The following is a 19,303-nucleotide window of genomic DNA, read 5'->3' on the forward strand; positions in this document are numbered from 1 at the left end:
TTTCATGTCCGGACTCAACGAAGCACTGATTTACGTTATTCAAACGCTGGGCAGCTTCTACCTGCTGATCGTGCTATTGCGTTTCATCCTTCAACTCGTGCGGGCCGATTTCTACAACCCGCTGAGCCAATTCATCGTTCGCGCCACGCACCCGCTCCTCAAGCCAATGCGGCGCGTCATTCCAAGCCTTGGCAGCCTCGATCTGTCTTCGCTGGTACTGGCCATCGTCATCCAACTGCTGCTGATGATCATCGTGCTGGTGTTGATGGGCTACGGGCCTGGCGGTTACTTGCTGCAGCTACTGGTGTGGTCGATCCTGGCCGTGACATCGCTATTCCTGAAGATTTTTTTCTTCGCGTTGATCATTAGCGTGATCCTGTCCTGGGTCGCGCCTGGCAGTTTCAATCCCGCCGCGCAGTTGGTTCAGCAGATCTGCGAACCCTTCCTGGCGCCGTTCCGCCGTATTCTGCCAAACCTGGGCGGGCTGGATATCTCTCCCATCTTCGCGTTCATGGCGATCAATCTGATCGACCGTTTCGTGATCGTCAGGTTGGCGGCTGAAACCGGCATGCCGCAGATTCTCAGCCCCTTCATGTAAACCCAGCCCGGCCATCGCTAACTTGGGCGATGGCCGGTGTGCGGATAGCTGCGCAATATCCCGCGCACCCTCGCGTCGCAACCGGCCCTTATTGCCGCCCAAGGCCGGCGAAATCGTCGCTTTCAAGGGCCATGTGCAACATGTTGCCAACGCTGCGCAAAGCGTTGCTCACATGCGCGTGAGCTGCCTCACAGGGCACCTTCCCGCCCACCCGTAAAAACGTATAACTAATTGATAAATAGAGACTTATTTAAATCTGGCACGACAATCGCTCTCCCTTTGGCAACGGATCACTCGATCCCTTATCAACGCAAAGGAGCGCATCATGCCAACACCTGCTTACATGACCCTGGAAGGCACCAAACAAGGGCTCATCACCGCCGGCACCTTCACCGAAGACTCGGTCGGCAACATCTTCCAGGAAGGCCACGAAGACCAGATTCTGGTTCAGGCTTTCAACCATCAGGTCATCATTCCCCGCGATCCGCAGTCGGGTCAGCCTACCGGCCAGCGCGTGCACAAACCGCTGATGATCACCAAGGTATTCGACAAGTCCTCGCCGCTGATCTTCAACTCCCTGACCTCGGGCGAACGTCTGAACAAATGCCGCCTGGAGTGGTACCGCACGTCCGCGACCGGCACGCAAGAACACTACTTCACCATCGAACTGGAAGACGCGATCATCGTCGACGTGCAGTCGCGCATGCCGAACTGCCAAGACCCGAACATGGCGCATTTCACTCATCTGGAAGACGTGTACTTCACGTACCGCAAGATCGTCTGGACTCACGAAGTCTCCGGCACGTCCGGCTCCGATGACTGGCGCTCACCGATCGCGTCCTGATCGCCTCGATGCTCGATCCGACACAGACCCGCAATGGTCTGTGTCGGACGTCTTTCGATACCAGAGACCCTGCTCCCTCCTCCCGACGACCACGGATGCGAACGCGGCGACTTCCCAGTAGAATCCGCGCCTTACTTTTGCACGAGCAGGGTCGATGCCCATACCCTTTCCCGATGATTCCGTTGGCCTCGTCCGCCCGCGGACACAGGTATTCGAAGAGCCACTTGCGCTCGCCTGCGGCCGTAGCCTCAGCGGCTATGAACTCATCTATGAAACCTATGGCGAATTGAACGCAGCGCGATCCAACGCGGTGCTGATCTGCCACGCCCTTTCGGGCAACCATCACGCTGCGGGTTACCACGATGAAAACGATCGTAAACCCGGCTGGTGGGACAGTTGCATCGGCCCTGGCAAACCTATCGATACACGCAAGTTCTTCGTCGTCGCGCTGAACAATCTGGGTGGCTGCAATGGCAGCACGGGCCCCACGAGCGTCAACCCGGCCACCGGCACACCCTACGGCGCCGATTTCCCTGTCGTTACGGTGGAAGACTGGGTCAACAGTCAGGCACGACTGGCCGACGTGCTCGGTATCGCGCAATGGGCGGCTGTTATCGGTGGCAGCCTGGGCGGCATGCAGGCGCTGCAATGGACGATCAGCTACCCGGAACGCGTGCGTCATTGCATCGCCATTGCCTCGGCACCAAAGTTGTCCGCGCAGAACATCGCGTTCAACGAAGTTGCCCGCCAGGCCATTCTGTCGGACCCGGAGTTCCATGGCGGCGATTTCCAGGCACAGGGCGTGATTCCCAAGCGCGGCCTGATGCTGGCGCGCATGGTCGGCCACATCACCTACCTGTCGGATGATTCGATGGGCGAGAAATTTGGCCGCGAATTGAAAACCGACAAGCTCAACTACGACTTCCACAGCGTCGAATTTCAGGTGGAAAGCTACCTGCGCTACCAGGGCGAAGAATTTTCCGGCCGGTTCGATGCGAACACTTATCTGTTAATGACCAAGGCGCTCGATTACTTCGATCCTGCGCAGGCGCATGACGGCGACTTGGCGAAGACCTTCGCTAACGCGCAGGCGCGCTTCTGCCTGATGTCCTTCACCACCGACTGGCGTTTCTCGCCAGCCCGCTCGCAGGAAATCGTCGAAGCGCTCATCTCGGCCAAGAAAAGCGTCAGCTACCTCGAGATCGATGCCCCACAAGGGCACGACGCCTTCCTCATTCCAATCCCGCGATACCTGCGCGGGTTTGCGGGCTACATGAACCGGATCGAGGTGTAACCATGCGAGCCGACCTCGACATCATCAAAGATTGGATTCCTACCGGCGGCCGCGTGCTCGACCTCGGTTGCGGCGACGGCGAGCTGCTGTCCTGGCTCGCAGAGCATCGCGGCGTCAGCGGCTACGGCCTGGAGATCGACCCGGAGAAAATCGAGCGCTGCCTGGACCGTGGCGTCAATGTCATCGAGCAGAACCTGGATGACGGCCTCGGCAATTTCGGCGCCGACACCTTCGACGTGGTCGTGATGACGCAATCCCTGCAAGCATTGCGCTACCCGGACAAGGTCTTGAGCGAAATGCTCAGGGTGGGCAAGCACTGCATCATCACCTTTCCGAATTTCGGCCACTGGCGCTGCCGGGTTTACCTTGGCGGTCGCGGACGCATGCCAGTGTCGGACTTCCTGCCCTATACCTGGTACAACACGCCGAACATTCACTTTTGCACGTTCGAGGACTTCGAGCGCCTGTGTGGCAAGCTCGACGCGCGCGTCATGAATCGCCTCGCGGTCGACCGCCACCATCGCCACGGCCCTGCTAGCCGGATCTGGCCCAACCTGTTCGGTGAAATCGGGATCTACCGCATCAGCGGTGCGGGTTTCACCGATCACAATGTCGCCATCTAGGGCGCGGACGCCTTTCGTACAGAACCCAAGCACTCTGGAGTCACCCATGCTTTCCATGACCGAACTCGTTCTCGCAAGCCATAACGCCGGCAAGCTCAAGGAGTTGCAAGCGATGCTGGGCGGCTCGGTGCGTATTCGCTCGATTGGCGAGTTCAGCGAAGTTGAGCCGGAAGAAACTGGCTTGTCGTTCGTCGAGAACGCCATCCTCAAGGCGCGCAACGCTGCGCGCGTTTCCGGCCTTCCCGCGCTGGCCGATGACTCGGGGCTAGCCGTCGATGCACTGGGCGGCGCACCCGGCATTTATTCCGCCCGCTACGCCGACGGCAAAGGTGATGCAGCGAACAACGCCAAGCTGCTGGAGGCGTTGAAAGACGTGCCCGAGCGCGAGCGAACCGCCCAGTTCGTATGCTGCCTGGCATTGGTTCGCCATGCGGACGACCCTCTGCCGATCCTCTGCGAAGGCCTGTGGCAGGGGCGCATCCTCTTCGAGGCACGCGGCGCCCATGGTTTCGGCTATGACCCACTGTTCTGGGTTCCAGACGCGGACGGCTCCAGCGCCGAGCTCGCCCCGGAAGAGAAGAACCGCATCAGCCATCGTGCACGGGCAATGGCACTGCTCAAGCAACGCCTAGGCTTATGACGCGCATCTCGACCGAGTTTCAGCTTCCGCCCCTTGCGGCGTACATCCACATCCCGTGGTGCGTCCGCAAATGCCCGTACTGCGACTTCAATTCCCACGCCGCAGGGCCTGAACTGCCCGAAGACGCCTACGTCGATGCGCTATTGGCAGACCTGGATCTGGATGCCGCCGATCGCCATGGCCGGGTGCTGACATCGATCTTCTTTGGCGGCGGAACGCCGAGCCTGTTTTCCGCAAAGGCTCTGGATCGATTGCTGCAAGGTGTCGAACAGCGCTTGCCCTTTGCCGGTGACATCGAGATCACGCTCGAGGCGAACCCCGGCACCTTCGAGCAGGCGAAATTTCGGGACTATCGCGCAGCGGGTATCAATCGGCTGTCCATCGGCGTGCAAAGTTTTCAGCCCAAAAAGCTTCAGGCCCTTGGGCGTATCCATAATGGCGAGGAAGCGATCCGCGCCGCCGATATGGCCCGCGCAGCTGGCTTCGACAACTTCAACCTCGACCTCATGCACGGTTTGCCGGACCAGTCCATCGAAGACGCGCTGGATGACCTGCGCATCGCGGTGGAACAATCGCCAACTCACCTTTCGTGGTACCAACTTACGATGGAGCCCAACACGGTGTTCTGGTCGCAGCCACCCGTGCTGCCCGAAGACGACGTGTTATGGGATATCCAGGAAGCCGGGCAGGCGTACCTTGCCGCGAACGGCTATGCGCAATACGAGATTTCTGCCTACGCCCGTGCTGGGAAGCAGGCTCGGCATAATCTCAACTATTGGGCGTTCGGTGATTTCATCGGTATTGGCGCCGGAGCTCACGGCAAGCTCAGCTCGCCTGATGGCACTATTCGGCGAACCTGGAAGACTCGCCTGCCCAAGGATTACCTGAACTCTGCGAAGCCCTTCCTTGCAGGCCAGCGGATACTCAACGCTGACGAATTACCTTTCGAATTCCTGATGAACGCGTTGCGTCTAACCGAAGGCGTACCGGCGGAGCAGTTCGCCCAACGCACGGGCCTCGATCTTGCAACCATCAAGGCATCCCGCGAAGACGCCGTTCGGCGAGGCCTGCTGGCGGATCGCCCGAACCGCCTCGTGGCCTCCGAAAAAGGCCAGTTGTTCCTGAACGACCTGTTGCAGTTGTTTCTCGCGGAAGAGCGTTAGCCGCGTTAGCCGCGTTGGCCACAGCGGGCAAGCCCGCCCCTACAGCGCGCTGAGCGCTGCGCGCGAACATGCTTTTCGTGGGAGCGGGCCATGCCCGCGAAGCGTCGCCGTCTACGCCTTCAAATCTCAATCAAGCCGCCCAAATCGGCATCTTCATGCACGACTTTTCGGGTACCCTATGCGGCCTTTTTAACCCCACAACGAGAAGCCAGCGTGCTCGACCCACGCAGCATCATTTTTATCCTGTCAGCGTTGAGTCTGCTGATGTCGCTGGTGCTATTCGCCATGCCCCAATCGATTCGGGACAGGCTGGGCGGCAGTCGACATTGGAGCGCCGGCATGCTGATGCTATCGGTCGCGGCACTGCTCTATGGATTACGGGGCCTGGCGCCCAACTGGCTTTCGGTCTCGCTGGCGAACACGGCCGCGCTGACGGCGGTGGCCATGATTTACGCGGGAGGACGCGCCTTCTTCGACAAGGCGCCCGCCAACCGTCAGCTGATCTTTGCGGTGGGCCTCGCCACCCTCGCGCTCACGTATTTCACCTACTTCCAAGACACCCTGGCCGCGCGCTCCGTCATCTTCTCGTTGTTATCCGCTGCTCTGCTGTACCTGTTCGGCCGAGACGTCATGCGCTACCGACCGCGCATGGCGGAACGCGCGGTATTCCCTTACTTGTTCACCGGAATTAGCGTCTATTTCGACGTTATCGTTTCACTGCTAAGGGCGCTCAACGCCTTCTGGGCGACCAATGATGGCTTGGCGGATCTGTTCGCGCCGACACCGCTGAACGTCCTGTACTTCTCGACCCACAGCCTGCTGGTCATCTGCATTTCGGTGGGCTTCATCCTCATGTCGAACGAGCGCCTGCACTCACTGCTCGAATATCAGCTTAGCCATGATCCGCTCACCAACGCTTTTGCCAGGCCAGTGGTGATGACGCTGGCCCGCCGCGAACTGACCGGGCGCAAACCCGTGTCCATGCTGCTGCTGGATATCGATCACTTCAAAACCGTCAACGACACGCTCGGCCATCAGATCGGCGACGAAGTGCTCAAGCATATCGTTCGATCGCTAAATGCCGTCTTGCGCCCGAACGAGCCACTGGGGCGTTACGGCGGGGAAGAATTCGTACTGCTGCTGTGCGATGCGGACGAGCGCCAGGCCGGCATCGTCGCCGAGCGCCTTCGCCGTTGCGTGGAGGCCACCCCGTATCAGGACGACGCCAAACCTTATCCGATGACGGTGAGTATCGGCTGTGCCACCGCCCGACCGGGCGAAGACCTCGAGCAGATACTGAACCGGGCGGACACCGCGCTCTACCGAGCCAAGCACGCCGGTAGGAATCGCGTCGAACATGGCTGAAACAAGGAGCATACCGTGGACGTAATACTCGACCTTATCGCAACGGCATCGCGCTGGAGCCGCAGTCACCTGAGCGAAATCTCCATCGCCATTCTCGCTACCTTGCTGGTGCTGCTCGGGCCCGCCATCAATGGCTGGATACAACAGCGTATTGGCAGCCTCAATTTCGTCTTCAGAACACTGCTGTTCGTGATCATCTGCGCAGCCGGCTATGGCTTGGCAATGATTCACCTACCCGGCTGGATCACCCAGGGTTTGAGCTATTTCAATAACTACACGCTGGCGCCAGTACTGGTGCTGCTGTTCTTCGTGATCGGGGTACTGGCGGACCGAAGTTGACGGGGCTGAATCGAGCAGGGCCAGCGTAGACGCTGACACTTGTCGCGTTATTCGCTGCGGGCGAATTTCAGGTCCCATACGCCATGCCCCAGGCGTTCGCCACGTCGCTCGAACTTGGTGACGGGACGCTCTTCAGGACGCGGTATGAAGGTGCCGTCCGCGGAGAGATTGTGAAAACCCGGCGCGGCACGCATGACCTCGAGCATGTGTTCGGCGTATTGGGCCCAGTCGGTCGCCATATGCAGCACGCCACCTACCTTGAGTTTGCGGCGCACCAACTCGGCGAACGCGGGTTGGACGATACGCCTTTTGTGGTGACGGGATTTATGCCAAGGGTCCGGGAAGAACAGCAATACGCGATCCAATGACGCATCCGCTACGCAGTCACGCAGGACCTCCAGCGCATCGCAGCTGTAAACGCGAATGTTGCTGAGTTCCGCCGTGAGCATGCCGTTGAGCAATGCGCCTACACCTGGCTTGTGCACCTCAACGCCGATGAAATCCTGCTCCGGGGCGGCTGCGGCCATTTCCAGGGTCGAATGGCCCATGCCGAAACCGATCTCGAACGTGCGCGATGCCTGGCGCCCGAACAACCGATCGAAATCCTGCAAGCCATCTGCTAGCTCCAAACCATACAGCGGCCAACCGCGCTCCAACCCGCGCTCCTGCCCTTCCGTCATGCGGCCAGCGCGCATCACGAAGCTTTTGATGGTACGCATGGCGCGCGGTTGGCTTTCGGGGGTATCGGTCATGGGATTCGGTAGCAAGAGTGACAAAGAAAGTGCCCGCGCACAGGAGCACGGGGATGGATCAGCGAATGAGACCTTCCAGCGGCGAAGACGCGCTGGCGTAAAGCCTCTTGGGCATTCGCCCCGCCAGATAAGCCAAACGCCCCGCTTCGATGGCGTGTTTCATGGCTTGCGCCATGAGCACGGGATGCCCTGCATGGGCGATCGCGCTATTCATCAGTACCGCCTCACAACCCAGCTCCATTGCGATCGCCGCATCCGACGCCGTACCGACGCCCGCATCCACGAGCACGGGCACTTTCGCCTCTTCGAGAATGATGCGCAGGTTGTAGGGGTTGCAGATACCCAACCCCGTGCCGATCAAACCCGCCAATGGCATGACCGCACAGCAACCCATCTCTGCCAGCTGGCGCGCAATGATGGGGTCGTCACTGGTGTAGACCATGACATCGAAACCGTCCTTGATCAGGACTTCGGCTGCCTTCAGCGTTTCGATGACGTTTGGGAACAGGGTTTTCTGATCGGCCAGGACTTCGAGCTTCACCAGATTGTGACCGTCGAGCAATTCACGTGCGAGACGACAGGTGCGCACGGCTTCGGCCGCGTCGAAACAGCCTGCCGTGTTTGGCAGGATCGTGTAGCGATCGGGTGAGATGACGTCCAGCAAATTGGGCTCGTCCGGATTTTGCCCAATGTTGGTTCGGCGGACGGCAACGGTCACGATTTCGGCACCGCTGGCTTCGATCGCGTCACGTGTTTCGTCGAGATCGCGGTACTTCCCGGTGCCGATCAATAGGCGCGACTGATAGGTCTTGCCAGCGATGGTGAAGGGTTTGTCTTGGAAAGATGCAGTCATCGCGGGTTTCCTAGAAGGGGAACAGGCCACTGGGAAACAGCGCCGCGTCAGCGATCGCCGGGCCTGTGTTCGGCGGGCTCATACGACTGGTGGTAGGTCAGCCGCCGCCAATGGCGTGGACGACCTCGACACGGTCACCTTCGCTCAATGCTGTTTCGGCGTGCTGACTACGCGGCACGATGTCCAGGTTGAGCTCGACAGCGACGCGGCGTCCAGCGAGGTCCAGGCGACCGATCAAGTCGGCAACGGTCTCGCCAGCCGGAATTTCATAAGGGTCGCCATTCACATGAATCAACATGGTCAGGGGGCTATCGTCTAAAGGGCGTGCATTCTAGCCCGTTTGAATCCGATGACAAAGGCAACGCGTCGATCAGGCCATCCGCCACGCGGCGAGCCCCAGGCACAGCCAGCCACCCAGAAAGGCGGCGCCACCAATAGGCGTCACGATACCGAACCGGCTTATACCCACCAACGTCAGCAGATAAAGGCTCCCGGAGAACAGCAGGATCCCCAGCGCAAAGAGCGCGCCGGCCGTGTTGACGAGCTTTCCTGGCTGATAAAGCGCAAGCAGGGCCACACCAAAAAGGGCCAGCGCATGGATCAACTGGTAATGTACCCCGGTCTGAAACACCGCGAGGTAGTCGGCGGAAAGGCGAGTCTTCAAGCCGTGGGCTGCGAACGCGCCCAATGCCACGCCTGTGAAACCGGAAAACGCGGCCAGCATGAGAAAGAGTCGAATCATGGAACATTTCCCGAACGCAAGGATGCAGTCTTCATAATGGCGCGCCGAGCAAAGAAGTCCAAGCTGAACGCCCGGGGCTTTCTGCGACATGTTGTCCGAGGCCTGGTTTATGCCTTGCTCGCCAGCGTTGCACTGGTGCTGATCTTCCGCTGGGTTCCACCGCCGGGCACCGCGTTGATGGTCGAGCGCAAGGTGGCGTCCTGGACCAGCAGCGAGCCGATCGACCTGCAACGCGAGTGGCGCGCCTGGGACGGGATTTCCGACAGCCTGAAAATGGCCGTGATTGCTGGCGAGGATCAGCATTTCCCCAGCCACTGGGGATTCGATCTACCCGCCATCAGAGCGGCATTGCTGCACAACCAGGACGGTGGCTCCGTGCGGGGCGCCAGCACCATCAGCCAGCAGGTAGCGAAAAACCTGTTTCTTTGGTCCGGACGCAGTTGGTTGCGCAAGGGGCTGGAAGCCTGGTTCACGGTATTGATCGAAACGCTCTGGTCAAAGGAGCGGATTCTTGAGGTGTACCTCAACAGCGTGGAATGGGGCCCGGGCATCTTTGGCGCGGAGGCTGCCGCAAGGCATCACTTCGGTGTTGGCGCGGATCAACTGAGCGCTGCGCAGTCCGCTCGCTTGGCGGCGGTGCTGCCGAACCCTCTGCGCTGGAGCGCCAGTCGGCCAAGCGCGTATGTATTGCAGCGGAGCAGTTGGATAAGCCGGCAGATGCGGCAGTTGGGGGGAAGTGGTTTTCTGCAGCAGTTAAGGTGAGCTCAGCAGAGTGAGAGGAAGCTGAGCAACGCAAGCCGCACTGAGCAGTAGATTGCGTACCAAGATTGACGAGTCGCATGTTCGATAGGGTTTCGCCCCCTCGGGCGACTCACTTTTTTCAGACGCGGCTACGCGCCCCGGACAAAAGTAAGCAAAAACGCTTGCCCCATCATCCGGCCCTGCGCTTCGCGCAGGGTTCGTTCACTCCATCGCCGCGTACGAGGCACAGCGCGAAGGACCATCCTTGGCCCATCGCACTTCTCGCGGCATCCATGCCGCTCAACCTCGTACACGGCGATTCCGCTCACCCTCCTCAAGGGGCAGTGTCGCCGATCTTGAAACCGTATTCGGCTACTGTAGGAGCGAGCTTGCTCGCGAATGCGACATCAGCCTTCGCGACGAAATTGCGAGTCCAGCCGCTAGCAGACGCCCAACGAAAAGCCGCGCATATGCGCGGCTTTTTTCCGTACCTGTCACCCGATCAAGCCTCGATCGAACCTTTCAGCTTGTTCATCGCATTCTTTTCCAACTGGCGAATACGCTCCGCCGATACGTTGTACTTAGCTGCCAGGTCATGCAGCGTCGCCTTGTCTTCCGACAACCAGCGTTGCTGCAGGATGTCACGACTACGCTCATCCAGTGAATCCAGTGCCTCGTGCAGACTGGCTGTCGAGCTGTCGCTCCAGTCGGCATCCTCCAGCTGCTGGGCTGGATCGTAGCGATGGTCTTCCAGATAGTGCGCCGGTGACTGATAGGCACTGTCGTCGTCAGCGTCCGCGGCAGGATCGAAGGCCATGTCCTGACCCGTCAGGCGGCTTTCCATCTCACGCACTTCACGCGGCTCGACGCCCAGGGTCTCGGCCACACGGTGCACTTCATCGTTGTTCAACCAGGCCAAACGCTTCTTCTGGCTACGCAGGTTGAAGAACAGCTTGCGCTGAGCCTTCGTCGTCGCGACCTTCACGATACGCCAGTTGCGCAGGATGAACTCATGGATTTCGGCCTTGATCCAGTGCACTGCAAAGGATACGAGACGAACGCCCATTTCCGGGTTAAAGCGTTTGACGGCCTTCATCAAACCGACATTGCCTTCCTGAATCAGGTCAGCCTGTGCCAGTCCGTAGCCGGAATAGCTTTTGGCGATATGGACAACGAAGCGCAGGTGCGCCATCACCATCTGCCGAGCGGCCTCTAAGTCCTGCTGGAAATAAAGACGCTCTGCCAGATCGCGCTCCTGCTCTTGCGTCAGCAGCGGAATGCTGTTGACCGCATGCACGTAAGCCTCCAGGTTCGCACCGGGAGCCAACGCATAAACAGGTTGCAGAGATTTGGTCATTGCGAATCCTCCGATTCACGAAGCTCGCTGAGTCTAACACTGAGCATTGGGACAGGGAATTGCCCCACAAGTTCTGCCTCATCGATTGTATTGATATTACAAATCAATGAGTTACCACCGAGATTCATCGCGGGGCGAGCTCCCGCAAATGCCGCGCGACGGCCAGCCATGCGCCGACATAACCCAGCAATACGGCACCGCACACCAGTGAAAAGCCATCACCCGCCGGTACGCCGTCCAGTGCGAAGGCGCTGTCGTAAAGTCCAGCCAAACGAACGACCGCGTCGTTCAGCCAGTCGAGGCCGAACGCGAGCAGCAACCAGGCCAGAAAGCCCGCAGCCAGGCCGTAGAGCGCGCCCATGTAGAGAAACGGACGTCGCACGTATCCGTCGGTTCCACCGACCAGCTTGATGACTTCGATTTCCGCTCGGCGGTTTTCGATATGCAGGCGAATGGTATTGCCGACCACCAGCAGGAGCGCCATCACCAGCAGCACCGTCAGGCCGAAGACGAAGCGATCGCCCAAATTGAGGATTGCCGTCAGCCGCTCGACCCACAGCAGATCCAATTGCGCCTGATCGACCCCTGGCAGCCCTTCGAGCTGCTGCCGCAGAGCGTCGAGCTTGGCCTTGTCGATGACATTCGGCGTGACGATGATCACGCCGGGCAGCGGATTCTCCGGAAGTTCGCGCAGCGCCTGGCCCAGGCCCGTTTGCTGTTGGAATTCATCGAGCGCTTCTTCCCGGCTGATCCCCCGCACGTCTTCGACGTCCGGCAACTGGGCGATCTCTTCCCGTAACGACTCGCTCCGCTGCGCAGAGGCATCCAGGTCGAGGTAGACGGAAATCTGTGCCGCTCGCTGCCATGAGCCCCCTAAACGCTCGACGTTGCTCAGCAACAGCGACAGCCCCATGGGCAGCGACAGGGCAACCGCCATGACCAAACTGGTGAAAAAGCTGCCGATTGGCTGCTTGGTGAGCCGCCTCAGACTATCCACAAGGCTGGCACGATGGCTTTCCAGCCAGGCATTGAAAAAGGTCTTGAAGTCGGGGCCGTCATCCTGTTTATCCGGGCGCTGGCCAGTAGCCCCAACACGTTCGGCCGGCTTAGGCGCGGCCGGATCCTGCTTCGCACTCATCAGCCCGCCTCCCCGTCACCGATCAAACGACCACGCTGCAAGGTCAGCATTCTGTGGCGCATGCGCGCGATCAACGCCAAATCGTGACTCGCGATCAGCACGGTGGTCCCAAGTCGATTGATATCTTCGAACACGCCCATGATCTCAGCCGCGAGGCGGGGGTCGAGGTTGCCCGTGGGTTCGTCCGCCAGCAGCAACGCAGGCTTGTGCACCACCGCACGGGCGATACCCACGCGCTGCTGCTGGCCCGTGGAGAGATCAGCGGGAAATTGCAGCGCCTTGTCCTTGAGACTGACCCGCTCCAGGGCAGTCATCACGCGCTGGCCGATGTCTCGCTTGTTTAGGCCAAGGATCTGCAGTGGCAGGGCGACGTTGTCGAAGACGCTACGATCGAACAGCAACTGGTGGTTCTGAAAAACGACGCCGATCTGGCGACGAAGAAAAGGAATCTGCGCATTGGTGATCGTGGCCAAGTCCTGCCCGGCCAACAGGAGCTTACCGCCCGTGGGCCGTTCCATCGCCAACAACAGCCGCAACAACGTGCTTTTGCCCGCGCCGGAGTGCCCGGTGACGAACAGAAATTCGCCCCGCCGAACACGAAAACTCAATTCATGCAGACCCACATGACCGTTGGGATAACGCTTGGCGACCTGGTCGAAACGGATCATGCAGCCTCTTTATCCGAGAACAACGCCTGAACGAAGGGCTTGGCCTCGAAGGTGCGCAGGTCGTCGATGCCTTCACCGACGCCGATATAGCGAATCGGCAGATTGAACTGCTTGGCCAGCGCGAAGATCACGCCGCCTTTGGCAGTGCCGTCGAGTTTGGTCAAAGCCAGACCGGACAGACTTACCGCCTGGTTGAACTGCTTGGCTTGGTTGATCGCGTTCTGCCCGGTACCGGCGTCCAGCACCAACAACACTTCATGTGGCGCGCTCTCGTCGAGGCGGCCGATGACACGGCGAACCTTCTTGAGCTCTTCCATGAGGTTGTCCTTGGTGTGCAAGCGACCGGCGGTGTCCGCGATCAGCACATCGACATTACGCGCCTTGGCGGCTTGCACCGCATCAAAGATGACCGAGGCCGAATCCGCGCCAGTGTGCTGAGCGATGACCGCAATCTCATTGCGCTCGCCCCAGACCTGCAACTGCTCGACAGCCGCCGCACGAAAGGTATCGCCCGCCGCCAGCATCACCCGCTTGCCTTCGAGCTGAAGCTTCTTCGCGAGCTTGCCGATGGTCGTGGTTTTACCGACGCCATTCACGCCGACCACCAAAATCACGTAAGGGCGGTGGGCACTGTCGATGACCAGGGGTTGCTCGACCGGCAGCAACAGCGCCGCCAGTTCCTCTTGCAAAGCCCGATAAAGGGCTGAGCTGCTGGCGAGCTCCTTGCGGGCGACACGGCGTGTCAGGTTTTGCATGATCACGCCCGTTGCCTCAACGCCGACGTCGGCCATCAACAGGCGGGTCTCCAGTTCTTCGATGAGATCGTCATCGATTTCCTTTTCGCCCATGAAGATGACGGCCATGCCTTCGCCAAGGCTGGCGCTCGTTTTCGCGAGCCCCTGTCGAAGCCGGGCGAAAAAGCCTTTCTTTTCGGGTTCAGGCGTTGTCTGTGCCACCGGCGCGACCTGCAGGACCGGCGCAGACTGCGCAGCGACTACGGGCGCGGCTTGGGCGGGAGGCGGATCGACCGGCTCTTCGCGAGGTGGAACCTCACTTGGCGGCGGCTCATCGATGGGCGCAGGCGGCGGATCGATCAGCGGCGGCGGATCATTCGCGGGGGGCGGCTCGACCGGAGGCGGCTGCTGCGCATCGATCCTCAGGTTGTCATCCACCGTCCGCGGGGCTTCGGGTTCAGGTGTCGGAACAGCTTGCGGCTTTTTGCGCAGCCAGCCGAACAACCCTTTCTTTTCCGCCGACTCGAGCGGCGGCTTGTTGTCGTCGTTGGAACCAAACATAGGGTCGCGTATCTCAAGAGCGCCACGCCCGTCGCGGTCGACAGACGTGGCCGTCACTAAATTGGATGCGTATCCTAGCACCTCAGTGCTCGCCGGCGTTATGACCGGCGGACTATCCGAAAGGTCCAAATGCCCATGACTCTTTCCGCTCGCCGCAGCGTCGGCCTGCTATTCGCTTTTTTTCTGGCTCTCCCTCTTCACGCCGCAGAAACCCAACCGACCCATGAGTTCACGCTCGACAACGGCCTAAAGGTGGTCGTGCGCGAAGATCACCGCGCGCCCATCGCGGTTTCTCAGCTTTGGTACAAGGTGGGCTCCACCTATGAGGCCCCGGGCAACACGGGCCTTTCGCACGCCCTCGAACACATGATGTTCAAAGGCAGTCGCAAGCTTGGTCCCGGTGAAGCCTCACGGGTGCTGCGCGAACTCGGTGCCGAAGAAAACGCCTTTACCAGCGACGACTACACGGCCTACTACCAGGTCATCGCCCGTGATCGCCTGCCCGTCGCGTTCGAACTCGAAGCGGATCGGATGGCGAGCCTGCGCTTGCCCGCCGACGAGTTCGCGCGGGAGATCGAAGTCATCAAGGAGGAACGCCGCCTCCGCACTGATGATCAGCCCATGTCGCTGGCCTTCGAACGGTTCAAGGCCCTTGCCTACCCTGCCAGCGGCTATCACACACCAACCATCGGCTGGATGGCCGACCTTCATCGGATGAGCATCGAGGAGCTACGGGCCTGGTACGAAGCCTGGTATCGCCCGAACAACGCCACGCTGGTGGTGGTCGGGGATGTCACGGTCGATGAAATCAAGGGCCTGGCGGAGAAATACTTCGGCCCTATTCCGAATCGTCCAACGCCGGTCATCAAGCGTCCGCTCGAATTGCCCGAACCCGGCGAGCGTCGCCTGACGCTGCATGTGCGCACCCAATTGCCAGCGCTGCTGATGGGCTTCAACGTCCCAGGCATGGCCACGGCAGAAAACCCAACCGAAGCCCAGGCGCTGCGTTTGATAGGCGCACTGCTTGACGGTGGCTATAGCGCGCGCCTGGCGTCGCGTCTCGAACGCGGGCAGGAGTTGGTGAGCGGCGCCTCCGCCTGGTACAACGCGTTCACCCGAGGAGACAGCCTGTTCATGCTGACCGCGCTCCCCAACCTCCAGGGAGGCCACACCTTGGACGACGTCGAAAAGGCCCTGTGGGAACAGCTGGGTGATCTGAAGGGCGCCCCACCCTCGAATGAAGAGCTGGCCCGGGTTCGCGCGCAAGTGGTGTCCGGATTGGTGTACGAGCGCGACTCCATTACCAGCCAAGCCACGACGATGGGCCAGCTGGAAACCGTCGGCCTGAGCTGGCGGCTGATGGACGAAGAGCTCAGCGCACTGGAATCGGTCAAGCCTGAAGATATTCAAGCCGCCGCCCGTAAATTCTTCACGCCGTCCCGCGTGACCATCGCCCGTGTTTTGCCAGAGGAGACGGCCCATGATTAATCGTCCCGGCGCGCGTTATGGCCTGCTCGGCCTCCTAGTGATCGTGCTGCTCGGCATCGTGGCGTTCTTCATGAGCCGTCCCGCGCAAGCGCCTGCCACGCCACCGACGCTCGAGGAATCCACAAAACTGCAATCATTGACGGAGGTGGAAAGCAAACCGCTTTCCCGCCGCACGCTCGATATTCAATCCTGGCAGACCAAGGGTGGTGCTCGCGTACTGTTCGTCGAAGCCCACGAGCTTCCCATGTTCGATCTGCGCCTTACGTTCGCCGCCGGCAGCAGCCAGGACGACGGCCATCCCGGGGTCGCCTTGATGACCAACGCGATGCTCAACGAAGGTATTCCTGGCAAGGACGTCACCGCAATTGCGGAAGGCTTCGAAGGGCTGGGGGCGGCGTTTGGCAACGGTTCTTACCGCGACATGGCCGTGGTATCGCTGCGCAGCCTCAGCGACGAGACACTCAGCGAGCCGTCCTTGGCGTTGTTCGATCAGGTCATTGGTCAGCCGACCTTTCCTGAAGACTCCCTACAGCGCATCAAGAACCAGATTCTCGCCAGCCTGGAACAGCAAAAGCAGGACCCAGGCAAGCTGGCCAACAACGCACTGTTCCAGCATTTGTATGGCGAACATCCCTACGGGCATCCGTCCGACGGCACGCCGGAAAGCATCGCTGCATTGACCGTTGACCAATTGCGGGCTTTTCACACGCGCGCCTATAGCGCCGGCAACGCGGTCATTGCCTTGGTCGGCGACATGACGCGGGCGCAGGCCGAAGCCATGGCCGAACGCGTCTCCGGCGCGCTGCCCCAAGGGCCGGCGCTGGCGAGCCTGCCAGAGCCGCAATCGCCTGAAGCCGCGGTTCACCACATCGAATACCCATCCGCACAAACGCACCTGTTGTTTGCGCAACTCGGGATCGAACGCGGCGACCCGGACCAGGCAGCGCTTACCCTCGGCAACCAGATTCTCGGCGGCGGCGGTTTCGGCGCGCGACTCATGGAGGAGGTTCGAGAAAAGCGCGGCCTCACCTACGGGGTCTACTCCGGCTTCTCGGGCATGGCGGCGCGCGGCCCATTCACCATCTCCCTGCAAACCCGAGCCGAGCAAAGCCAGGGCACGCTGGATCTGGTCCGCGACATTGTGCGCACATTCCTCGCCGACGGTCCTACGCAGAAAGAGGTGGATGACGCCAAGCGACAGCTAGTCGGAAGCTTCCCATTATCCACCGCAAGCAACGCCGACATCGCCGCGCAATTAGGCTCCATCGGTTTCTACGACCTGCCTCTGGATTACCTCGAAGACTTCATGAACCAGGTGCAGGCGCTGACCGTCGAACAGGTTAAGAGCGCCATGAGCCAGCATCTCGACCCCGACAACTTCGTCGTGGTCACGGCGGGCCCAACCGTCGAGCAGAAGCCGCTGCCCCCGCCATCGGCAAAGCCTGCGCAGCAGCCCAGTACGGTTCCGGAACATTGAGCGTGAACGCGTCATACCTGATCGCCGCGTCGACGCGGCGGTCGATTTCGGTCGATCAGCCGGTTCTTAGCCGCACGGTGCGGCATCATCCATGAGGTACGCGACGATGCGCGGCAAAACCGTCAAACCTATTAGTCAGGCGCGCCCGAAACCTCACGGTGGCGAAGGCTCGCTGAGAATCATCGGCGGCGAGTGGCGTAGCCGCCGTTTCGCCTTCCCGAGCGCACCGGGCTTACGCCCGACACCGGACCGGGTGCGCGAGACGCTATTCAATTGGCTTCAAGGACAGATCGAAGCGGCGCGCGTCATCGACCCCTTCGTCGGCAGCGGGGCATTGTTTCTCGAAGCGCTGTCCAGAGGCGCGGGTGAATCGCTGGCGCTGGACTTGAACAGCGAAGCGTTGTCGTCACTGCGTCACCATCTCGACGCGCTGAACTGTGCTCGCGGGGAGGTCGTCCTAGGCGATGCCATACGCTACCTGGACAAACAGCCTGCCCACCCTTTCGACATTGCCTTCCTCGACCCGCCGTTTCATCAGAACCTGCTGCTCCAGGCCTGCGAGCGGTTGGAGCGCAACAACTGGTTGGCCGCCCGGGCATGGGTTTACACCGAAAGCGAAGCGTCGCCTTCCGCCCTCGGACTGCCATCGAATTGGCGACTCCACCGTGAAAAGCAGGCAGGCCAAGTCCACTACGCCCTGTGGGAAAGAACCGCTTAGCGGACGCCCATGGCGCGACCCTTCGAACCTGCCTGGTGGCTACCCGGCCCACACGCGCAAACCCTGTGGGCCCCGTTGCTGCGACGCCCACCCGTGCTGGAACGGGTCCGCGAGCGCTTGTGGCTTCAGGACAGCGACTTCATCGATCTCGATTGGCATGGACCGCACACCGCGGACGCACCCTTGGTACTCGTGCTACACGGGCTGACTGGCAGCTCCTCGTCGCATTACGTGCTCGGTGTGCAGCGGGCGCTGGCAGATCGAGGCTTAGCCAGCGTTGCACTGAACTGGCGCGGCTGCTCCGGCGAGCCCAATCTGCTGCCACGCGCATACCATTCCGGCGCCAGTGAAGACCTCGCCGAAGTCATAGGGCACCTGCAGCGCAAGCGACCACTTGCCCCGCTATATGCCGTGGGCTATTCGTTAGGCGGCAATGTACTGCTCAAGCATCTGGGCGAAACGGGTACCGCGAGCGGCATACACAAGGCTGTTGCCGTCTCCGTCCCCTTTCGCCTGGATCAATGCGCCGATCGTATGGGTCTTGGTGCCTCGCGGATGTACCAACGCTATTTCGTGCGCCGCATGATCGCCTACGTACGGGACAAACAGCGTCTGTTCGCCCACCAGGGCATGGCCGACCGGCTTTCGGCGCTGGAAAAGCTTGGCCCCCTCGATGGCATGCGAACGTTCTGGGATTTCGACGGCCGTATCACGGCGCCGCTGCACGGCTACGCGGATGCCGACGACTATTACCGACGTGCGTCGAGCGCGTTTTACCTCAAGGCTATCCGCGTACCGACACTGATCATTCAAGCCAAGGACGATCCATTCATCTTTTCGGCCTGCATACCAGGCCCTGATGACGTATCCGAAACAACGAAGCTCGAAAGCTGGGATAAAGGCGGACACGTGGGCTTTATCGATGGCCCGTTACGGCGGCCAGGCTTCTATCTAGAGCGGCGTATTCCAAGCTGGCTAAAGGGTTAACACGCGAGAGTAGCCCGCCTGTGGGAGCGGGCCATGCCCGCGAAGCGGCCTTAAGCCAAGCCCCCCCCTCGCCTGATCACTCCATTCGCGGGCATGGCCCGCTCCCACGAAAGAAAACACAACGTAGGGTGGATTAGCCGCTCGATGGCGTAATTCACCGCTCACCTCGCAGCGACGACCAGACCCGTGACCAGCCGAAAAAACGTCCAGCCAATCGCGGC

21 protein-coding genes are annotated in these 19,303 nt (G+C 60.7%); 13 read left to right on the plus strand and 8 right to left on the minus strand.

Annotated features, from left to right (window positions below; translation table 11 throughout):
- Window positions 1–4 precede the first annotated feature (4 nt).
- The 8 genes from IEY47_RS15465 (at window position 5) to IEY47_RS15500 (ending at window position 6,866) form a co-directional block, all read left to right on the plus strand.
- Complete coding sequence (locus IEY47_RS15465) at window positions 5–598, plus strand: YggT family protein (RefSeq protein ID WP_188984255.1); 594 nt, start codon at window positions 5–7, stop codon at window positions 596–598.
- Window positions 599–923: 325 nt separating this feature from the next.
- Complete coding sequence (locus tag IEY47_RS15470; protein ID WP_188984257.1) at window positions 924–1,442, plus strand: Hcp family type VI secretion system effector; 519 nt, start codon at window positions 924–926, stop codon at window positions 1,440–1,442.
- A gap of 154 nt (window positions 1,443–1,596) precedes the next feature.
- Window positions 1,597–2,736, plus strand: a complete 1,140-nt coding sequence (metX, locus tag IEY47_RS15475; RefSeq protein ID WP_188984259.1) for a homoserine O-succinyltransferase MetX — start codon at window positions 1,597–1,599, stop codon at window positions 2,734–2,736.
- A gap of 2 nt (window positions 2,737–2,738) precedes the next feature.
- Complete coding sequence (gene metW / locus IEY47_RS15480) at window positions 2,739–3,359, plus strand: methionine biosynthesis protein MetW (protein WP_188984261.1); 621 nt, start codon at window positions 2,739–2,741, stop codon at window positions 3,357–3,359.
- A gap of 46 nt (window positions 3,360–3,405) precedes the next feature.
- Window positions 3,406–3,999, plus strand: coding sequence for an RdgB/HAM1 family non-canonical purine NTP pyrophosphatase (gene rdgB / locus IEY47_RS15485; RefSeq protein ID WP_188984263.1), 594 nt, complete (start codon window positions 3,406–3,408; stop codon window positions 3,997–3,999).
- On the plus strand, window positions 3,996–5,162 hold the full coding sequence (hemW, locus tag IEY47_RS15490; protein ID WP_188984265.1) for a radical SAM family heme chaperone HemW: 1,167 nt from the start codon (window positions 3,996–3,998) through the stop codon (window positions 5,160–5,162). Before rdgB ends, hemW begins: the two co-directional genes overlap by 4 nt.
- Window positions 5,163–5,375: 213 nt before the next feature.
- Entirely contained in the window at window positions 5,376–6,527 is a 1,152-nt protein-coding gene (locus tag IEY47_RS15495; protein ID WP_188984267.1) for a GGDEF domain-containing protein, read from the plus strand.
- Between the two features lie 15 nt (window positions 6,528–6,542).
- Window positions 6,543–6,866: a DUF3392 domain-containing protein gene (locus IEY47_RS15500; protein WP_188984269.1), complete on the plus strand. Its 324-nt coding sequence runs from the start codon at window positions 6,543–6,545 to the stop codon at window positions 6,864–6,866.
- Between the two features lie 47 nt (window positions 6,867–6,913).
- On the opposite strand, the gene trmB is transcribed toward IEY47_RS15500, so the two are convergent.
- From trmB to IEY47_RS15520, 4 genes are all read right to left on the minus strand, one after another.
- Complete coding sequence (gene trmB / locus IEY47_RS15505; protein ID WP_229779482.1) at window positions 6,914–7,585, minus strand: tRNA (guanosine(46)-N7)-methyltransferase TrmB; 672 nt, start codon at window positions 7,583–7,585, stop codon at window positions 6,914–6,916.
- Between the two features lie 91 nt (window positions 7,586–7,676).
- Entirely contained in the window at window positions 7,677–8,471 is a 795-nt protein-coding gene (locus IEY47_RS15510; RefSeq protein WP_188984273.1) for a thiazole synthase, read from the minus strand.
- Window positions 8,472–8,568: 97 nt separating this feature from the next.
- Complete coding sequence (gene thiS, locus IEY47_RS15515) at window positions 8,569–8,769, minus strand: sulfur carrier protein ThiS (RefSeq protein WP_188984275.1); 201 nt, start codon at window positions 8,767–8,769, stop codon at window positions 8,569–8,571.
- A gap of 72 nt (window positions 8,770–8,841) precedes the next feature.
- Window positions 8,842–9,213 carry a DUF423 domain-containing protein gene (locus IEY47_RS15520; protein WP_188984277.1) on the minus strand — a complete coding sequence of 124 codons (372 nt, stop codon included), beginning with the start codon at window positions 9,211–9,213 and terminating at the stop codon, window positions 8,842–8,844.
- A 36-nt stretch (window positions 9,214–9,249) separates the two neighbouring features.
- Here IEY47_RS15520 and mtgA point away from each other — a divergent pair, with 36 nt between their 5' ends.
- Window positions 9,250–9,975 carry a monofunctional biosynthetic peptidoglycan transglycosylase gene (gene mtgA, locus IEY47_RS15525; RefSeq protein WP_188984279.1) on the plus strand — a complete coding sequence of 242 codons (726 nt, stop codon included), beginning with the start codon at window positions 9,250–9,252 and terminating at the stop codon, window positions 9,973–9,975.
- Window positions 9,976–10,456: 481 nt separating this feature from the next.
- Here the strand turns inward: mtgA and rpoH are convergent, their stop codons facing one another.
- From rpoH to ftsY, 4 genes are all read right to left on the minus strand, one after another.
- A complete protein-coding gene (gene rpoH / locus IEY47_RS15530; protein WP_188984281.1) occupies window positions 10,457–11,311 on the minus strand; it encodes an RNA polymerase sigma factor RpoH in 855 nt (284 codons plus the stop codon).
- Between the two features lie 124 nt (window positions 11,312–11,435).
- A complete protein-coding gene (gene ftsX, locus IEY47_RS15535; RefSeq protein WP_188984283.1) occupies window positions 11,436–12,449 on the minus strand; it encodes a permease-like cell division protein FtsX in 1,014 nt (337 codons plus the stop codon).
- The gene (gene ftsE / locus IEY47_RS15540; protein ID WP_188984285.1) at window positions 12,449–13,117 is read right to left on the minus strand and encodes a cell division ATP-binding protein FtsE; all 669 of its coding nucleotides are present in this window, start codon (window positions 13,115–13,117) and stop codon (window positions 12,449–12,451) included. The genes ftsX and ftsE overlap by 1 nt, the downstream gene beginning before the upstream one ends.
- A complete protein-coding gene (gene ftsY / locus IEY47_RS15545; RefSeq protein ID WP_188984287.1) occupies window positions 13,114–14,412 on the minus strand; it encodes a signal recognition particle-docking protein FtsY in 1,299 nt (432 codons plus the stop codon). Before ftsY ends, ftsE begins: the two co-directional genes overlap by 4 nt.
- A 135-nt stretch (window positions 14,413–14,547) precedes the next feature.
- Here ftsY and IEY47_RS15550 point away from each other — a divergent pair, with 135 nt between their 5' ends.
- The 4 genes from IEY47_RS15550 to IEY47_RS15565 all read left to right on the plus strand — a co-directional run bounded on the left by IEY47_RS15550 (window position 14,548) and on the right by IEY47_RS15565 (window position 19,082).
- Window positions 14,548–15,900, plus strand: a complete 1,353-nt coding sequence (locus tag IEY47_RS15550; RefSeq protein WP_188984289.1) for a M16 family metallopeptidase — start codon at window positions 14,548–14,550, stop codon at window positions 15,898–15,900.
- Window positions 15,893–17,377: a M16 family metallopeptidase gene (locus IEY47_RS15555; RefSeq protein WP_188984291.1), complete on the plus strand. Its 1,485-nt coding sequence runs from the start codon at window positions 15,893–15,895 to the stop codon at window positions 17,375–17,377. The genes IEY47_RS15550 and IEY47_RS15555 overlap by 8 nt, the downstream gene beginning before the upstream one ends.
- Window positions 17,378–17,483: 106 nt before the next feature.
- Window positions 17,484–18,095, plus strand: a complete 612-nt coding sequence (gene rsmD, locus IEY47_RS15560; protein ID WP_188984292.1) for a 16S rRNA (guanine(966)-N(2))-methyltransferase RsmD — start codon at window positions 17,484–17,486, stop codon at window positions 18,093–18,095.
- 9 nt (window positions 18,096–18,104) lie between these two features.
- A complete protein-coding gene (locus tag IEY47_RS15565; protein ID WP_188984294.1) occupies window positions 18,105–19,082 on the plus strand; it encodes a hydrolase in 978 nt (325 codons plus the stop codon).
- Window positions 19,083–19,303 lie beyond the last annotated feature (221 nt).

Origin of the sequence: Pseudomonas matsuisoli (assembly GCF_014647635.1) — a bacterium.
GTDB classification, from domain to species: Bacteria; Pseudomonadota; Gammaproteobacteria; order Pseudomonadales; family Pseudomonadaceae; genus Pseudomonas_P; species Pseudomonas_P matsuisoli.

Coding starts and splice junctions, on each gene's coding strand:
- IEY47_RS15465 (WP_188984255.1), top strand. CDS start 5: ATGTCCGGACTCAACGAAGCACTGATTTACGTTATTCAAACGCTGGGC.
- IEY47_RS15470 (WP_188984257.1), top strand. CDS start 924: ATGCCAACACCTGCTTACATGACCCTGGAAGGCACCAAACAAGGGCTC.
- metX (WP_188984259.1), top strand. CDS start 1,597: ATGCCCATACCCTTTCCCGATGATTCCGTTGGCCTCGTCCGCCCGCGG.
- metW (WP_188984261.1), top strand. CDS start 2,739: ATGCGAGCCGACCTCGACATCATCAAAGATTGGATTCCTACCGGCGGC.
- rdgB (WP_188984263.1), top strand. CDS start 3,406: ATGCTTTCCATGACCGAACTCGTTCTCGCAAGCCATAACGCCGGCAAG.
- hemW (WP_188984265.1), top strand. CDS start 3,996: ATGACGCGCATCTCGACCGAGTTTCAGCTTCCGCCCCTTGCGGCGTAC.
- trmB (WP_229779482.1), bottom strand. CDS start 7,585: ATGCGTACCATCAAAAGCTTCGTGATGCGCGCTGGCCGCATGACGGAA.
- IEY47_RS15510 (WP_188984273.1), bottom strand. CDS start 8,471: ATGACTGCATCTTTCCAAGACAAACCCTTCACCATCGCTGGCAAGACC.
- thiS (WP_188984275.1), bottom strand. CDS start 8,769: ATGTTGATTCATGTGAATGGCGACCCTTATGAAATTCCGGCTGGCGAG.
- IEY47_RS15520 (WP_188984277.1), bottom strand. CDS start 9,213: ATGATTCGACTCTTTCTCATGCTGGCCGCGTTTTCCGGTTTCACAGGC.
- mtgA (WP_188984279.1), top strand. CDS start 9,250: ATGGCGCGCCGAGCAAAGAAGTCCAAGCTGAACGCCCGGGGCTTTCTG.
- rpoH (WP_188984281.1), bottom strand. CDS start 11,311: ATGACCAAATCTCTGCAACCTGTTTATGCGTTGGCTCCCGGTGCGAAC.
- ftsX (WP_188984283.1), bottom strand. CDS start 12,449: ATGAGTGCGAAGCAGGATCCGGCCGCGCCTAAGCCGGCCGAACGTGTT.
- ftsE (WP_188984285.1), bottom strand. CDS start 13,117: ATGATCCGTTTCGACCAGGTCGCCAAGCGTTATCCCAACGGTCATGTG.
- ftsY (WP_188984287.1), bottom strand. CDS start 14,412: ATGTTTGGTTCCAACGACGACAACAAGCCGCCGCTCGAGTCGGCGGAA.
- IEY47_RS15550 (WP_188984289.1), top strand. CDS start 14,548: ATGACTCTTTCCGCTCGCCGCAGCGTCGGCCTGCTATTCGCTTTTTTT.
- IEY47_RS15555 (WP_188984291.1), top strand. CDS start 15,893: ATGATTAATCGTCCCGGCGCGCGTTATGGCCTGCTCGGCCTCCTAGTG.
- rsmD (WP_188984292.1), top strand. CDS start 17,484: ATGCGCGGCAAAACCGTCAAACCTATTAGTCAGGCGCGCCCGAAACCT.
- IEY47_RS15565 (WP_188984294.1), top strand. CDS start 18,105: ATGGCGCGACCCTTCGAACCTGCCTGGTGGCTACCCGGCCCACACGCG.